Origin of the sequence: Pseudomonas sp. R1-15 (assembly GCF_051132085.1) — a bacterium.
GTDB lineage: Bacteria > Pseudomonadota > Gammaproteobacteria > Pseudomonadales > Pseudomonadaceae > Aquipseudomonas.
This window is the reverse complement of the sequence record NZ_CP071660.1, coordinates 4,130,069-4,145,963: the sequence shown is the minus strand read 5'-3', so window position 1 is coordinate 4,145,963 and position 15,895 is coordinate 4,130,069. Positions and strand designations below refer to the sequence as shown.

At 62.7% G+C, this 15,895-nt stretch carries 15 protein-coding genes; 10 read left to right on the top strand and 5 right to left on the bottom strand.

Annotation, left to right across the window (positions count from 1 at the left end; translation table 11 throughout):
• The first annotated feature begins 9 nt into the window (after positions 1-9).
• The 4 genes from kdpB (at position 10) to J3P97_RS18680 (ending at position 6,183) form a co-directional block, all read left to right on the top strand.
• Complete coding sequence (gene kdpB / locus J3P97_RS18695) at positions 10-2,064, top strand: potassium-transporting ATPase subunit KdpB (RefSeq protein ID WP_434672484.1); 2,055 nt, start codon at positions 10-12, stop codon at positions 2,062-2,064.
• A gap of 46 nt (positions 2,065-2,110) precedes the next feature.
• The gene (gene kdpC, locus J3P97_RS18690) at positions 2,111-2,656 is read left to right on the top strand and encodes a potassium-transporting ATPase subunit KdpC (RefSeq protein WP_434601413.1); all 546 of its coding nucleotides are present in this window, start codon (positions 2,111-2,113) and stop codon (positions 2,654-2,656) included.
• Between the two features lie 128 nt (positions 2,657-2,784).
• Positions 2,785-5,436: a DUF4118 domain-containing protein gene (locus J3P97_RS18685; protein ID WP_434672483.1), complete on the top strand. Its 2,652-nt coding sequence runs from the start codon at positions 2,785-2,787 to the stop codon at positions 5,434-5,436.
• A gap of 48 nt (positions 5,437-5,484) precedes the next feature.
• Positions 5,485-6,183: a response regulator gene (locus J3P97_RS18680; protein WP_434629402.1), complete on the top strand. Its 699-nt coding sequence runs from the start codon at positions 5,485-5,487 to the stop codon at positions 6,181-6,183.
• A 113-nt stretch (positions 6,184-6,296) separates the two neighbouring features.
• On the opposite strand, the gene J3P97_RS18675 is transcribed toward J3P97_RS18680, so the two are convergent.
• Positions 6,297-7,334 (bottom strand): patatin-like phospholipase family protein, encoded by a 1,038-nt coding sequence (locus J3P97_RS18675; protein WP_305499728.1) that lies wholly within the window; start codon positions 7,332-7,334, stop codon positions 6,297-6,299.
• A 207-nt stretch (positions 7,335-7,541) separates the two neighbouring features.
• Here J3P97_RS18675 and J3P97_RS18670 point away from each other — a divergent pair, with 207 nt between their 5' ends.
• The 3 genes from J3P97_RS18670 to J3P97_RS18660 all read left to right on the top strand — a co-directional run bounded on the left by J3P97_RS18670 (position 7,542) and on the right by J3P97_RS18660 (position 9,717).
• The gene (locus tag J3P97_RS18670) at positions 7,542-7,832 is read left to right on the top strand and encodes a hypothetical protein (RefSeq protein WP_014337256.1); all 291 of its coding nucleotides are present in this window, start codon (positions 7,542-7,544) and stop codon (positions 7,830-7,832) included.
• Between the two features lie 95 nt (positions 7,833-7,927).
• Complete coding sequence (locus J3P97_RS18665; RefSeq protein WP_434672482.1) at positions 7,928-8,689, top strand: CHAD domain-containing protein; 762 nt, start codon at positions 7,928-7,930, stop codon at positions 8,687-8,689.
• Between the two features lie 230 nt (positions 8,690-8,919).
• Positions 8,920-9,717, top strand: a complete 798-nt coding sequence (locus tag J3P97_RS18660) for an acyl-CoA thioesterase (protein ID WP_434672481.1) — start codon at positions 8,920-8,922, stop codon at positions 9,715-9,717.
• Positions 9,718-9,731: 14 nt separating this feature from the next.
• On the opposite strand, the gene J3P97_RS18655 is transcribed toward J3P97_RS18660, so the two are convergent.
• The 3 genes from J3P97_RS18655 to J3P97_RS18645 form a co-directional block, all read right to left on the bottom strand.
• Positions 9,732-10,094, bottom strand: a complete 363-nt coding sequence (locus J3P97_RS18655; protein ID WP_305499732.1) for an Mpo1-like protein — start codon at positions 10,092-10,094, stop codon at positions 9,732-9,734.
• 287 nt (positions 10,095-10,381) lie between these two features.
• Positions 10,382-11,599, bottom strand: coding sequence for a methyl-accepting chemotaxis protein (locus J3P97_RS18650; protein ID WP_434672480.1), 1,218 nt, complete (start codon positions 11,597-11,599; stop codon positions 10,382-10,384).
• A 206-nt stretch (positions 11,600-11,805) separates the two neighbouring features.
• On the bottom strand, positions 11,806-12,612 hold the full coding sequence (locus tag J3P97_RS18645) for a TatD family hydrolase (RefSeq protein ID WP_434601408.1): 807 nt from the start codon (positions 12,610-12,612) through the stop codon (positions 11,806-11,808).
• A 235-nt stretch (positions 12,613-12,847) separates the two neighbouring features.
• Here J3P97_RS18645 and J3P97_RS18640 point away from each other — a divergent pair, with 235 nt between their 5' ends.
• From J3P97_RS18640 to J3P97_RS18630, 3 genes are all read left to right on the top strand, one after another.
• A complete protein-coding gene (locus J3P97_RS18640; protein ID WP_434672479.1) occupies positions 12,848-14,269 on the top strand; it encodes a transglycosylase SLT domain-containing protein in 1,422 nt (473 codons plus the stop codon).
• 100 nt (positions 14,270-14,369) lie between these two features.
• On the top strand, positions 14,370-14,807 hold the full coding sequence (locus J3P97_RS18635; RefSeq protein WP_434572789.1) for a DoxX family protein: 438 nt from the start codon (positions 14,370-14,372) through the stop codon (positions 14,805-14,807).
• Between the two features lie 247 nt (positions 14,808-15,054).
• On the top strand, positions 15,055-15,363 hold the full coding sequence (locus J3P97_RS18630; protein ID WP_434572791.1) for a class I SAM-dependent methyltransferase: 309 nt from the start codon (positions 15,055-15,057) through the stop codon (positions 15,361-15,363).
• 11 nt (positions 15,364-15,374) lie between these two features.
• Here the strand turns inward: J3P97_RS18630 and greB are convergent, their stop codons facing one another.
• Positions 15,375-15,872, bottom strand: a complete 498-nt coding sequence (gene greB, locus J3P97_RS18625; RefSeq protein WP_434672478.1) for a transcription elongation factor GreB — start codon at positions 15,870-15,872, stop codon at positions 15,375-15,377.
• Between the last annotated feature and the right edge of the window lie 23 nt (positions 15,873-15,895).

The following is a 15,895-nucleotide window of genomic DNA, read 5'->3' as shown; positions in this document are numbered from 1 at the left end:
GAACAGATGATGAATATGCCAATGAGCAAAACCGTCGTCGCCAAGGCGCCGGAACAACCGCAAACCCAGCTGTCGGCGCTGTGGCGGCCAGCGCTGGTGCAAGCCTTCGTCAAGCTCGATCCGCGTCAGTTGCACCGTGCCCCGGTAATGCTGGTGGTGGAGCTGACCGCGATCCTCACCACCGTGCTCTGCCTGGTTCCCGACGACGCCGTGCCGACTTTCGTCGCTGCGCAGATTGCCCTGTGGCTGTGGTTCACCGTGTTGTTTGCCAACTTCGCCGAAGCCCTGGCCGAGGGTCGTGGAAAGGCCCGTGCCGACAGCCTCAAGGCCGGCAGCGAAGGCCTCAGCGCTCGTCGCCAGACGGCGGACGGCTTTGAAGTGATTCCCGCCACCCGTTTGCGCAAAGGTGACGTGGTGCGTGTCGCCGCAGGGGAAATGATCCCTGGCGACGGGGAAGTGATCGAGGGCATCGCGGCGGTCAACGAAGCGGCGATCACCGGGGAGTCGGCACCGGTCATCCGCGAATCCGGCGGGGATCGCTCGGCGGTCACCGGCAATACGCGGCTGGTCTCCGACTGGTTGCTGGTACGCATCACCAGCAATCCCGGCGAATCCACCCTGGACCGCATGATTGCCTTGGTCGAAGGCGCCAAGCGCCAGAAAACCCCGAACGAAGTGGCGCTGGACATCCTGCTGATCGGCCTGACGCTGATCTTCCTGCTGGTGGTGGTGACGCTGCAGCCGTTCGCCCATTTCGCCAGTGGCAGCCTGCCGCTGGTGTTCCTCGTGGCGCTGTTGGTGACCTTGATTCCCACCACCATCGGCGGGCTGCTGTCGGCGATCGGCATCGCCGGGATGGACCGTCTGGTGCGCCTGAACGTCATCGCCAAATCCGGCCGCGCGGTGGAGGCGGCGGGCGATGTCCACGTGCTGATGCTGGACAAGACCGGCACCATCACCTTTGGCAATCGTCGCTGTGCGGCGATCTATGCCGCTCCTGGGGTGAGCGCCAAGGAACTGGCTGAAGGCGCGTTGTTCGCCTCGTTGGCCGATGATACGGCCGAGGGCAAATCCATCGTCGAGTATCTGCGCGGCTTGCATCCCCAGCCCGAGCCGGCTTTGGACGCGCTGACGGCGGTGCCATTCAGTGCCGAAACGCGGTTGTCCGGCGTGGATCATCAGGGGCGCGTCTATCGCAAGGGCGCGGTGGATTCCCTGCTGAGTTTCATCGGCCTGCCACGCAACGAGCTGCCGCCGGTACTGGCGCGGGAAATCGACAAGATCGCCCAGAACGGCGGCACACCGTTGCTGGTCTGCGTGGACGGCAGATTGCTCGGTGCCATTCACCTCAAGGACGTGGTCAAGCCCGGCATCCGCGAGCGCTTTGCCGAGCTGCGCAAGCTGGGCATCCGCACCGTCATGGTCACCGGTGACAACCCGCTGACCGCTGCCGCGATTGCCGCCGAGGCGGGTGTCGATGATGTGCTGGCGGAGGCCACGCCGGAGAAAAAACTGGCGCGCATCCGTCACGAACAGAACGATGGCCGGCTGGTCGCCATGTGCGGCGACGGCGCCAACGACGCCCCGGCCCTGGCCCAGGCCGATGTCGGCATGGCGATGAACGACGGCACCCAGGCGGCGCGGGAGGCGGCCAACATGGTCGATCTCGACAGCGACCCGACCAAGTTGCTGGACGTGGTGCAGATCGGCAAGGAATTGCTGGTAACCCGCGGGGCGCTGACAACCTTTTCCATCGCCAATGACATCGCCAAGTACTTCGCGATCCTGCCGGCGCTGTTCGCTTCGATTTATCCACAGCTCGGCGTGTTGAACGTCATGCACCTGAACAGCCCACAGAGCGCGATCCTCTCGGCCATCGTCTTCAATGCCCTGATCATCGTCGTGCTGATCCCTCTGGCCTTGCGTGGCGTGCGAGTGCAGGCGGCGAGTGCGGCCGCGTTGCTGCGACGCAATCTGCTGATCTACGGCCTCGGCGGGATCGCGGTGCCGTTCGTGGGGATCAAGGCGATTGATCTGTTGCTGACGGGGTTGGGGTTGGTTTGAGCCTGAAGACATCCATCACAGATGTGTTTTCAACTGAGGATTTGAAATGTTCACCATGATTCGCCCGGCCCTGAGCCTGTTATTGCTGATGACCCTGATCACCGGCATCGCCTACCCGCTGTTCGTCACCGGCGTGGCACAAATCGCTTTTCCGGAGCAGGCCAACGGCAGTCTGATCCATGATGCCGACGGCAAGGTCCGCGGTTCTCGATTGATCGCTCAGGACTTCACTGGCGATGCCTGGTTTCATCCGCGCCCTTCGGCCGGCGCCTTCGCCACGGTCGCCAGCGGCGCGAGCAACTTTTCCCCGAGCAACCCGGCGCTGGCCGCCCGGGTCATCGATGACGCCGGCAGGCTGCAAGTGCCCGGCCAGGGACCGGTGCCCCTGGCGCTGCTGAGCACTTCAGGCAGCGGCCTGGATCCGCACTTGCCTCCGGCCGCGATTGCCTATCAACTGGCGCGTGTCGCCGCGGCGCGCAACTTGCCGGTGTCGACGTTGCAGCAGTTGCTCGACAGCCATATCGAGCGGCCTTTGGTGGGCCCGCCCGTGGTCAACGTGCTGGCGCTGAACCTGGCCCTGGAAAACCTGTAAACCGCTGTGGGAGCGAGCCTGCTCGCGAAAGCGGTAGCTCAGCCAACACTGTCGTTGACTGACCCACCGCATTCGCGAGCAGGCTCGCTCCCACAGGGTATCTTGATCAAATCTGAAAGAGACATAGCATGAGCGACTCCGGCCGCGCCGATGCACTGCTAGCCAACCTGCCACGCAACGACCGTGGCCGCCTCAAGGTTTTCCTCGGCGCCGCCCCAGGCGTGGGCAAGACCTACGCCATGCTGCATGCGGCCCATACCCGGTTGCGCCAAGGAACGAACGTCATCGCCGGGGTCGTCGAGACCCACGGGCGCGCCGAGACCGAAGCCTTGTTGAATGGCCTGGCGCAACAGCCGATGGTGCGTTCGGAATACCGCGGCGTGATGCTCGAGGAGATGGATCTCGACGGCCTGCTTGCCGCTCGCCCGAGCCTGGCGCTGGTTGACGAGCTGGCCCACAGCAACGCCCCCGGCAGCCGCCATGCCAAGCGCTGGCAAGACATCCAGGAACTGCTCGCCGCCGGTATCGACGTCTTCACCACGGTCAACGTCCAGCATCTGGAAAGCCTCAACGATCAGATTCGTGGCATCACCGGCGTGCAGGTGCGCGAGACTTTGCCGGACTGGGTCTTGCAGGAAGCCGATGAGCTGCTGCTGATCGACCTGCCACCGCGCGAACTGCTGGAGCGTCTGCGCGACGGCAAGGTCTATGTGCCGGAACAGGCCCGCGCGGCGATCGATGCGTTTTTCACCCAGACCAATCTCACCGCCCTGCGTGAGCTGGCCATGCAGACCGCTGCCGCCCAAGTGGACAACGACCTGGCCCAGGGTTATCGGCAACTGGGCCAGTCGGCTCCGGCGGTCCAGGGCCGGTTGCTGGTGGGCGTGGACGCTGATCACCAGGCCGAACGGCTGGTGCGCCACGCCAGCCGGGTCGCCCAGCGCCGGCATCTGCCCTGGAGCGTGGTGCATGTAGACAACGGCACGGCACGGGACGAGTCCTCGCGCCAGCGTCTGCAGAGCGCCCAGCAACTGGCGGAACGCCTTGGCGGGGAGGTGGTGCTGCTGCGGGCGGGAGAGGTCGCCAGGACGCTCATCCAGCACGCGATGCAACGGCGTGCCACGTTGGTGTTGGTCGGCCAGTCCCGCCGGCGTTTGCGCAGGCGCCTGTTCGGCGGCGGCCTGGCTTCGCGATTGCTGCGCGATGCCCGTGGGTTGGAGATCAACGTGCTGGACGGCGATGAAACACCGCCGCCGCCGCGCCTGCGTCCGGGCACCGTCCAGACCGGGTTCGACTATGCGCTGGCGGTGGTGGCGACGCTGGCCGCCAGTGCCCTGGCCTGGGGGGTTTCCGGGTTGCTTGCGTTGCCCAATATCTCCCTGGTATTCCTGATGGCGGTGTTGCTGGTGGCGGTGCGCAGCAGCCTCGGCCCGGCGCTGGCCTGTGCGGCGCTGTCGTTCCTGGCGTATGACTTTCTGTTCATCCCGCCGAATTTCTCCCTGACGATCCAGCGCGAAGAAGACGTACTGACGCTGGTGTTTTTCCTCTTGATGGCCGCCCTGACCGGCAACCTCGCGGCGCGCCAGCGTCGGCAATTGCAGGCGCTGCGCGACACCCAGCAGGAAACCGCTGAGCTGCTCGATCTGTCGCGCAAGCTGACGGCCGCGACCGATCGCCAGGCCGTGATCAGCGCCGCCGTGCAGCACCTCAACAGCGAGGGCGATTTGCAACTGTGCCTGCTCAAGCGCGACGCACAGCACGGCTGGCACGTCGAGACGGCTGAACCGTTGACCTTCACCGAGGCCGAGCGCGCTGCCGCCGACTGGTCCTGGCAGCACGATCAGCCGGCCGGCGCCGGCACCGCGACGCTGCCGTCCGGGCGCTGGTGGTGGTGGCCCTTGTCGTCCGAGGGTGGCCCGCTGGGCCTGTTGGGAGTCTGCCTGAAAGACGGCAAGCCGTTGAGCGGTCAGCGTCGCCGCTTGCTGGCGGCGCTCAGCCAGCCGCTGGCCCAGGCGCTGGCCCGGGCGCAGCTGGCGCAGGACCTGGAAGCGGCGCGGCTGCACGGCGAAACCGAGCAATTGCGCAGCGCCTTGTTGGCCTCCGTCTCCCATGATTTGCGCACGCCCTTGACTTCCATGCGCGGCAGCATCGACAGCCTGCTGGCGCTGGGCGAGGCGATCCCGCTGCAGGACCGTCGCGAATTGCTCGAAGGCACCCGCGACGAAGCCGAGCGCCTGGATCGTTATATCCAGAACCTGCTCGACATGACCCGCCTCGGCCACGGTGCGCTGAAGCTGGCCCGTGATTGGGTATCGCCGGTCGATATTGTTGCCAGTGCGTTGAACCGGTTGCGGGCGGTATTGGCGCCACTGGCGGTCAGCATCGAAGTGCCAACCGGCTTGCCGCTGTTGTATGTCCATGCGGCGCTGATCGAGCAGGCGCTGGTCAACGTGCTGGAAAACGCCGCGCGGTTTTCGCCGGCCCATGGTCGGTTGCTGTTGAGCGCCGCAGCGACGACTGATGAAATACGCTTCGCCGTGGCCGATGAAGGGCCCGGAATTCCCGAGCCGGAGCGTGAGAAAATCTTTGACATGTTCTACACCGCAGCGCGCGGCGACCGTGGCGGGCAGGGCACCGGGCTGGGGCTGGCGATCTGTCAGGGCATGGTCGGCGCCCATGGCGGGCGGATCAGCGTTGACGAGGGGCTCGATGGGCGCGGCACCTGCATCATCTTGCACCTGCCCTTGCAGGCACAACCGGGCATGGACGATGAAGCCTGACTGGCGCTGCGTTATGCTCTCGCCACTTGATGGAAATGAACGGACCCCATGAGCCAGAACGCGACCCTTTTGGTCATCGATGACGAACCGCAGATCCGCAAGTTCCTGCGGATCAGCCTGACCTCGCAAGGCTACAAGGTGCTCGAAGCCGAGACCGGCGCAGCGGGCCTGGCCCAGGCGGCGTTGAACAAGCCTGATCTGCTGGTGCTCGACCTTGGCCTGCCCGACATGGACGGCCAGCAGGTACTGCGCGAGTTTCGCCAATGGTCCGCCGTGCCGGTGCTGGTCCTGTCAGTACGCGCCAGCGAAGCACAGAAGGTCGAGGCGCTGGACAACGGTGCGAATGACTACGTGACCAAGCCTTTCGGCATCCAGGAGTTTCTCGCCCGCGTGCGCGCGCTCCTGCGCCAGGCGCCGGCGGGCGAGGCACCGTCGGCGGCATTGACGTTCGGCCCGCTGACGGTCGACCTGGCTTATCGCCGGGTCCTGCTGGACGGCGCCGAAGTAGCCCTGACCCGCAAGGAATACGCGGTGCTGGCGCAACTGGCGCGGCATCCGGGGCGGGTCATCACCCAGCAACAACTGCTCAAGGACATCTGGGGCCCGACCCACGTCGAGGACAGCCATTACCTGCGCATCGTCATCGGTCACCTGCGGCAGAAACTCGCCGACGACCCGACCCGGCCGCGGTTCATCGTGACCGAGGCGGGCGTGGGGTATCGGTTGTTGGAGGAGGGTGGGTTTTAGTCTTGTCCTGTCTGGCTGGCCTCTTCGCGAGCAGGCTCGCTCCCACACTTGAGCGCATTTCATTGTGGGAGCGAGCCTGCTCGCGAAGGGGCCGAAACAGTCACTCGAAGCCTTCAGCTCTGCTCGCTCTCATACCGATCCAGCGTATCGCTGGCTATCTCCCGTCCCAGCGCGATCAGCTCCGGCGCCTTGTAGAACTCGAAGAACCGGCACACCCGTTTTGGCACGTTGATCAGTACATCCGGCGGGTAGCCGGCGATCTTGTATTGCGCCAGCGACGTCTGCATCACCTCGAAGCTCTGGTTGATCAGATCGAGCAACGAGGCCGGTCCGACGTTATCGATGATGAAAGAGCCGGTGGCGGATTTCGGCGCGCCTTCGATTTCCGGCGCGGCGGCCGGTTGCTGGCCTTCCGGCTCGGCCGAATCAAGCCACGGGTTGATGTCGGCCGCCTCGGCCTTCAGCGCTTCCTGTTCCAACAGCAACAGTTGCTCGGCTTGTTTGCGGCGAAACGGCAACCGTGAGCCGAGGGAGCTGACCAGGGTGTCGAAGCGCCGTCGGAACGCTGCGGGGCGCTGGATCACGGGCAGCCTGTATTGCTTCTGGTTGGTGGCGTTGAGGTTGACCGCGATAATCAGGTCGCAATGGCTCGACACCACCGGCACGATCGGCAGCGGATTGAGCAAGCCGCCATCCACCAGCATGCGGTTGCCTTGCATCACCGGGGTGAACAGGCTGGGAATCGCCGCCGAGGCGCGCATCGCCTGGTGCAGGCAACCTTCCTGGAACCAGATTTCCTGCTGGTTGGTCAGGTCGGTGGCTACCGCCGTGTAAGGAATGCGCAGGTCTTCGATATTGAGCTCGCCGACGATCTTGCGGATCTGCCCGAAGACTTTTTCGCCGCGAATGGCCCCGAGGCGAAAGCTGACATCCACCAGCCGGAGCACATCCAGGTAGTCGAGGCTTTCGATCCAGTTGCGGTAGTCTTCGAGTTTGCCCGCCGCGTAGATTCCGCCAACGACCGCACCCATGGAACAACCGGCGATACAGGCGATGTCATAGCCGCGTCGTTCGATTTCCTCGATCACTCCGATATGGGCATAGCCCCGGGCGCCGCCCGAGCCCAATACCAATGCGACACGTTTTGTCATGAGCAGGCCTCTTGTAGAACAGACCTCAACAATGCACTCATCGACGGGCCGGCTCAATCGCTGTGGCGCAGGCGTCGTTTTTTGACACGTCGCAGCAGCATTTGCGTATGCTCGTGCCCACTTGAATATAGCGGCCGCGCCGAGGCACTTTTTGCCGGCGAAACCGTCTTACCAGCACGACTGTTGACCTGACTTGAGGTGTTATCGATGAAAGCCCGGATCTGCCTGCCCCTGGTGGCGTCCCTGATGGTTCTGGCCTTGGCCGGTTGTGCCGGCAAGACCGCTTACCGCGACAGCTGCGGCAGCCAGCTCGACAGCGCCTGGCGCGAACTTGACCTGGCCAAGGCCGAAGGCTTCGCTGGCACCGTCAGCTACTCCAAGGCTCTTTCATTGCTGACCGGGGCCAAGACCCAGCAGCAATTCGAAGCTTTCGAGGGCTGCGCCAAGAAAGCCGAGAAGGCGCGTTTCTACATTCGCGAATCCCGCGCGGGGCGATAAACACAGCGGCGAGCTGCAAGCTGTAAGCAGAAGCGAAACTGCTTTTTCCTGCGGCTTGTGGCTCGAAACTCGAAGCTGCGTGCGGAGTACGCCCGATGATCGATCGGCTGGTGGCCCGGATTCTGGGCCTGGAAGTTCGCCTGCTGGCCTGTCAGGCCCGCTTGGATGCTCATACCGACAGCGAGGCTTTGCATGACCTGCGGACCACCGTCCGCCGTCTGCGCAGCCTGCTTCGTCCACTGCACGGGTTGCCCGGCGTCGAGCAGTTGGAGACAGCCGCATCGGCAGTCGGCAGCCTGACCACCCCCTTGCGCGACCGTGAGGTGCTGGCAACTTATCTTCAGCAGCACGGCAAGACCGAGGCCGCGCAGCGACGCCAGCTGCAAATGGCGGAGGCCTATCCCGCCGTGGCCAGCAGTCCGGAGTTGGCGCACTTGCTGATGATCCTCGATGCGTTCCCACGCTTCATCCGTGCTGCCCAGCGCCAGGGTCTGCTTGCGGGGTTGCGCAAACGTGTCGAAAAGCGCCTCGACAAACAATGGAAAAAGCTCGGCGAAGCCTTGCGCGATCCGGCTCATGACCGCCACCGACTGCGCCTGCTGATCAAGCGCGTGCGTTATGCCATCGAAGCCTATCCCGAACTCGACCGCTTGCCGGAAGCGGCCATGCCCCGACTCAAAGCCGCCCAAGGCGCGTTGGGCGATTGGCATGATTGCTGGCAATGGCTGGCGCGTGCCGAGCAGGAAACCGACTTGCGGGCCTGCGTACCGGTCTGGCGGATCACCATGGAAAAGGCCGAGGCCAAGTCCGACCGGGTACTCGATAAACTCATCGTCAGCTGCTTCGATAAATCCTGAATCTACCCATAATCCCTGTGGGAGCGAGCCTGCTCGCGATAGCGGTGTATCAGTCAATCCTTATGCAAACTGACCCACCGTCATCGCGAGCAGGCTCGCTCCCACAGGGAATCAAGGCGTATTCAGAACACACGGCTTTTCTGTCAGCCTCTTTGGCCGGAATGAGCGCTGTACTGCCCGCTCGGGATAGTTAATATCCATCATCGTTTTCCCATCTCTTCGAGGTTGCCATGCGCTTTTCCGATTTGATCGATGCCGTGCGTCATCAGCCAGGCGCCGTCACCATTCCACCTGAGTGGGGTCAGGGCCGGGCCAGTTTTGGGGGCTTGGTAGCGGCGCTGCAATACGAGGCGATGCGTGCCCGGGTTCCGGCCGATCGCCCGGTGCGGTCGCTGGCGATCACCTTTGTCGGCCCGGTCGAACCGGATGTCCCGGTCAGTTTCGAGGTCGATATATTGCGTGAGGGCAAGGCTGTCAGCCAGGTGCTGGGGCGCGCTGTGCAGAAAGGCCAGGTGGTGACCGTGGTACAAGGCAGCTTTGGCGCATCGCGAAACTCGGTGGTGGCGGTACAGGCTGATTCCGCGCCACCGTTCAAGGACGTCGAGCAATGCCAGGAACTGCCCTACATCAAAGGCGGGACACCGGAATTCATGCGGCACCTGGCGATGCGCTGGAGCGTCGGCGGCCTGCCGTTTTCCGGTAACAAATCCCGAAGCATGGGCGGCTGGGTGCGCTTGCGTGGTGATGTGAAAGAGGAGTCGCTGAACGAAGGTCATATCCTGGCTTTGGTGGACGCCTGGCCCCCAGCGTTGTTGCCCCATCTGACGCAAATGGCGCCGGGCAGCACGCTGACCTGGACCATCGAGTTCGTCCAGCCATTGCTTGAGCTCACGACATTGGATTGGTGCCAGTACCTGGCCGAGATCGAGCACGCCCAAGATGGGTATGGCCATGTCGCAGCGAAGTTCTGGAGCGCCGATGGCCGCTTGATCGCCATGAGCCGGCAGACGGTGACGATTTTCGGCTGAGGCGTTACGGCGATTCAGTGACGGTGGCGATCCCGCCAGGCCCGCCACCATCCGCCGCTGAGGAAAAAGCGTGGGAAGGTCAGGAATTGTTCCACCAGCAGGCGCGACATGGCGTCCTTGCGATCGCTGAAAGGTTCTGAGGCCTGCGCCTCAAGACCATGGCCATGGCGCTGCAATCCGAGTGCGGCGAGTACACCGATCACGCCGATGGCGACATCGCCCAGGCTCAGGCTGAAGACGCCCGATACGATCAACAGAAACGCGACAATGAACAGCGGCACCGCGATCAGATGCAACACCAGGTTGGTCGGGTGGCGGTGATTCTCAGGGTAGGCGCGCCATTGCCAGGCCGGAAGGTTGGGGTGACGTTTGCCCATGATGCTTTATCCTTGAGTCCGTGAAATCCGAATAACCCAAGAATAGGCCGGGCCGGGCAGGGCGGCGAATCACGGTTGGCTATCGCAACGATAGGCGTCATAGGCATAAGGCTGTTGTGAATCTCCGTGTCCTGATGATAAAGACTTTCTTCATGAGCAGAATCCGCTCTCGTGGCGAGGGAGCTTGCTCCCGCTCGGTTGCGCAGCGACCGTAAAAACCTGGGGCCGCTGCGCAGCCCAGCGGGAGCAAGCTCCCTCGCCACAAGAGCTGTGCAGCAGATCCGGAATTACAGCTTCAACTGCCCAATCGCCCTGTTCAACTCACCCGCCAGCGTCGCCAGCTCATCGCTGGTGGTGGCCGAATCCACGGTCTGGCGCACGGTATTTTCGGTCACGTCGCGGATGCTCACTACGGCGCGGTTCATGTCTTCGGCCACCTGGCTTTGCTGTTCGGCTGCGACCGCGATCTGCGTGTTGCTTTCGCGCATCTGCGCCACCGCCTCGGTAATGTGCAGCAACGCGTCGCCGGCCTCGCAAGCTTGTTGCACGCAGTCGTCAGCCTTGTGCGAGCTTTGCTGCATGAACTCCACCGCATCGCGGGTGCCTGCCTGCAAGGCCGACACCATGGCGGTAATCTCGTCGGTCGAGGTCTGGACCCGCTTGGCGAGGTTGCGGACTTCATCGGCCACGACTGCGAAACCCCGGCCCATCTCGCCGGCTCGCGCCGCTTCGATGGCGGCGTTGAGTGCCAGCAGGTTGGTCTGCTCGGCGATGCTGTGGATCACGTTGACCACACCGTTGATCTTCTGGCTGTCTTCGGCCAGGCGCTGGATCATCTCGGCGGTCTGCTGCACGCCAGTGGACAGCCCGGTGATCGATTGCTGCACGCGACTGACCACTTGCCGTCCGTTACCCGCCAGGATATCGGTGGTTTTCGACAGGTCGCGGGTGGCGCCGGCGTGCTGGGCGATGTGATAGACCGTGGCGGTCATCTCATTGATGGCCGTGGCGGCCTGATCCGTTTCGCTCTGCTGGCCGAGCATGCCCTGGCGCACATCGTTCATGCTCGAAGCCAGGCGCGTCGCGCCGCTATCCAGCTGTCGAGCAGTGCTGGCAACGGTGTCGACCACCCGCTGGTAGCCGGCCTGCATGGCATTGAACGCAGCGGCCATCTGGCCCACTTCGTCCTTGCAGGCCAAGGGCACGCGGGCGGACAGGTCACCACTTTTCTCCACATGCAGCATCACGTCTTTCAACGTGTTGAGCTGACTGAGGAGAAAGCGGATCAATAGCTGCGATGCTCCCAACATCGCCAGCATCAGCACGAATACTGCCACGGCATATTGACTGAAGCGTTCGCCGAACACCTGGCCCAGGCTGACCCCTCGGACCTGCTGTTCAAGGTGCATGGCATAAAGCACCAACAGCAATGTGGTGACAAACGCGACCGCATTGACCGCCCAGAATTTGTACTTCAGCGAGATATTGCTAAGCCAGGCACCCATGGAAGGTCTTCTCTGATAGCGGAAACAGTTTTGGCAAGGTGCCAGTATTCTGCTGCTAGTCAGGGGGCGGGGTTTTGATGTGGGTCAATGGATGTCACCAAGCCCTGGTGGGAGCGAGCCTGCTCGCGAAAGCGGTCTGCCAGCAAGACTTTTGCAAGCAGATCCAGCGCTTTCGCGAGCAGGCTCGCTCCCACAGGGGGGTACGATCAAGAAACGCTAGGCAAGCCGAAAAACGCCCGCGCGCACGCCGTGCTGTGGGCCGCCAGGTCTTCCTCGCTTTCGCCCCGGTGCAAGGCCACTTCACGCAATACGTCTGTCAGATAGGCCGGCTCATTGCGACCGTTCTTGGGCTTTGGGCGCAGGGTGCGGGGCAGCAGATACGGGGCGTCGCTTTCGAGCATGAGCCGGCCGCGGGGAATTTCCCGCACCAACGGATGCAGATGTGTGCCTCGGCGCTCATCGCAGATCCACCCGGTAATGCCGATGTGCAAGTCCAGGTCCAGGTAACTGAACAGCGCTTTTTTCTCACCGGTAAAACAATGCACCACAGCGGCGGGCAATCGGTCGCGAAAATCCCGAAGAATTTCCAGCAGTCGCTGGTCGGCGTCGCGCTCATGGAGAAACACCGGCATTTGCAACTCCACGGCAAGCGCGAGGTGTTCTTCGAGGACTTTTTCCTGCTGCGGGCGGGGCGAGAAATCACGATTGAAATCCAACCCGCATTCACCCACCGCGCGCACACGGTCCTGCTTGAGCAGCTCGTGCAAATGCCTGGCGCTGTCAGCTGTCCAGTCGCTGGCGCTGTGGGGGTGGATGCCGGCGGTGGAAAACAGTCGCGTCCCGTCCTCGTCGAGCTGCTGGCACAGTTCGAAGGCCTGTTCGCTGCCCTCGATGCTGGTGCCGGTCAGCACCAACTGGCAGACCCCGGCGGCATAGGCGCGCTCAAGCACCGCCTGGTGTTTTTCGGCGAAACTGGGGTTGGTCAGGTTGACGCCGATATCGATGAGTTGCATGGTGCTACCTCGGCCCAAAGGCCAGAAAGCATACCAGAGCTGTAGATTTATAAGAAAAGCCAAGAACTACAATGAGTTGCGGCTGTCTGTTGAGGCCACGAGACAGGTCGGGGTGGTATCAATGCCATCGCTGTGCCAGTCTTTCGCACTTTTCAGCGCCCCACGGTGCTCTGTTTTGCCGAATCAACCACGGTTTGCCACCGGGTTGGCTCGGCAACATCCTTCCGGAGTGTGGATGGTTCGTCCCCAGGTATTGCTACTGCTGTGTTGTTCGCTGCTGTTGCCAATGGAGGCCGAAGCACGCCTGCCCGGACCGTTGCAAGTGGTGGCGCCGGGCACCGTGCGTGACCTGGCGCAGATCCGCAGCAGCCGGGTACTGAAGGTATTGGTCAACCAGAGCCGCAACAGCTCCGGTGAAGTCCAGGGCCAGCCCATCGGCGTCGAATACCATCGCTTGCGGGCCTTCGAACAGTACCTCAATGGTCATGCCCGGGATGGCCAGGAAATCACCCTCAAAATCATTCCCAAGGCCAAGGATCAATTGCTCGGCGCACTGCAGCGCGGGGAAGGGGATCTGGTGGCGCCAGGTGAATTGCTTGAGCCGCAAGCCGGCCATGCGGTGAGCGCCAGTGAGCCGATACGCACGGACGTGCCGTTGCTGCTGGTGGGGATCAAGGGCGAAAAGCGTTATTCGCGCGTGGAGCAATTGTCTGGCAAGACCCTGGCGCTGCCCAACGGCAGCGCGGCGGGGGATGCGGTCAGCCAGATCAATCAGAAGCTGGCGTTGCTCAAGTTGCCGCCGGTGAAAATCGAATGGGTCGATCCGACCCTGGCGGTGGAAGACGTGTTGGAGATGGTCCAGGGTGGGATCTTCCACCTCACCATCGTCGAACAACCCATCGCCGAACGCTGGGGCAAGATCCTGCCCAAGTTGCGTTTCGACCGCCAGGTGCTCATCGGCGAGCCGAGCGATGAATATTGGTTCGTCCGCCGCGACGCCGCCATGCTGCGGGCGAGCATTGATCGATTCCTCACCACCTATAAAGTCCCCGACAACCAGGACGCTGCATTCCTGCGTATCTACCGACGCTTGTACCAGGTTCACTATCCGCTGGCCCGGGCCAATCGCCAACGCCTGGAAAAACTTCGGCCGGTGCTGCAAAAACATGCCCAGGCCCAGGGCATGGACTGGCTCAACCTGGCGGCCCTGGCGTTCAAGGAGTCAGCTTTGCAACCCAACGCGCGCAGCGGCAGCGGGCCCACCGGCCTGATGCAGATCACGCCGTCCGCGGCCCAGCGGGTCGGGGTCAACAACATCCAGGACCTGGATGCCAATGTGCAGGCCGGCGCCAAATACCTGGCCATGATCCGCCGCAAATTCTTCTCCAGCCCCAAGCTAAACGAGCGCGAACGCATGGCGTTTGTCCTGGCGGCCTACAACATGGGGCCGGAACGCGTCCAAGGCATGCGAGCCGAGGCCCGGCGGCGAGGCTTGAACCCTGACCAGTGGTTTTTCCAGGTCGAGCGAATAGCCATGGAGCAGGTGGGCATGGGCGCCGTCAGCTACGTTAATAGCGTGAACAAGTATTACCTGGCGTTTGATCGAGAGCGTGAATCCCTGGAGCCGCAAGAGCGGAAAGTGGCTTCGACCAAATAATCTAATTTATAGATTGGTTTGGTGGGTTTTTTGCGCTTTTTACTCATAATTATTTGATTAATATGGCGGCCACACACATCTCTCCCAAGGAATGCACCTCATGAGCACTTTCATCAACAAGGTTCTGTTTTCCCGCGCCGGCTACGGCCTGACTGTCCTGCGCATCGTCGTCGGGGTCATTTTTGCCGCCCATGGCTCGCAGAAACTGTTCGGGCTGTTTGGCGGTTATGGGTTGGCGGGCACGGCGCAATGGATGGACAGCATCGGCCTGACGCCTGGCTACCTGATGGCAACCCTGGCCGGTGGCACCGAGTTTTTCGCCGGGCTGGCCTTGATCATCGGCCTGCTGACGCGCCCGGCGGCTTTGGGTCTGGCCTTCCTGTCACTGGTGGCGATTTTCTCCGTGCACATCGGCAACGGTCTGTTCATGGCCAACAACGGTTATGAGTTTGCCCTGGCCTTGCTGGCCGGCAGTATCGCGGTGTTGATCGAAGGTGCAGGCAAGCTGTCGGCAGATAACGCCATCGCCCGTCGATAACTCGCCCAAGACAACAAGGCCCGTCCAGTACGGGCCTTTTTTGTGCGCGTCGATTCTTGACACTGGCCAGTCAGCTTCTCTAGGATGCCGCTCATGCGCCGATTTAAACAGCTACTTGCGGGGCGCCAGGTGACTCATCCAGTCATCGACAGAAGCCATGAAACAAGGCTTCGAAATACCGCTAAAGCGCTGGTTCGGTGTTGCCTCTCACCTGCCATGCAGACTTTTGAGGCAGAGACACGACACAATGAACGCACCCAGCCCCCTCGTACGCCTGGCGCCGATCACGGCGAACCTGCTGCAACGCAATCCGAAAATTCTCCTGGGCGGTACCCATCAGCCTACGCTGTTGCGTTATCTCGACGGCTGGCCGCGACGCAGCCACGGCCCCGCGGCTTTCCTGATCCAGTTTGTCGAAGATGGTGAATCGCTGGCGCGTTTCGCCAATGACAGTTTCGACCTGGCGGTAATCCAGTCACCGAGGGCGGCGGACGCTGCCGAAATGATCCGGCACTTGACCCGTGTTGCACGGCAGGGGCTGATCACTCGCCGTTGAGGCGAGTCGGGCTACGGATAGCTGATATCGACGATGTAGACGAGCTTTTCTCCGGTTGGCGCCTGGACCCTGACTTCAGCGTCCAGCGTCTTGCCAATCAGGGCGCGGGCCAGGGGCGAGTCGATACTGATCAGGTTCTGCTTCAGGTCCAGCTCGTCAGGCCCGACAATGCGATAGCGCGATTCCTTGCCGTCCTCATCCTCCACGGTGACCCAGGCGCCGAAATACACCTTGTTCGGGTCGCTGGGCTTTTCGCTGACGACCTTGAGTGCTTCGAGGCGTTTGGTGAGGAAACGCACGCGACTGTCGATTTCCCTCAGCATTTTCTTGCCGTAGGTGTATTCGGCATTTTCCGAGCGATCGCCCTGGGCCGCCGCTTCGCTGACCGACTGGGTCACCTGGGGGCGGCGGACATGCCACAGCTCATGGAGTTCAGCGCGCATCCGCGCTTCACCCTCGGGGGTGATCAGCGCGGTGCCGGCGATACGGGGTGGACGATAGCGGCTCATGGCAACTTCTGGTGATGGCGTGG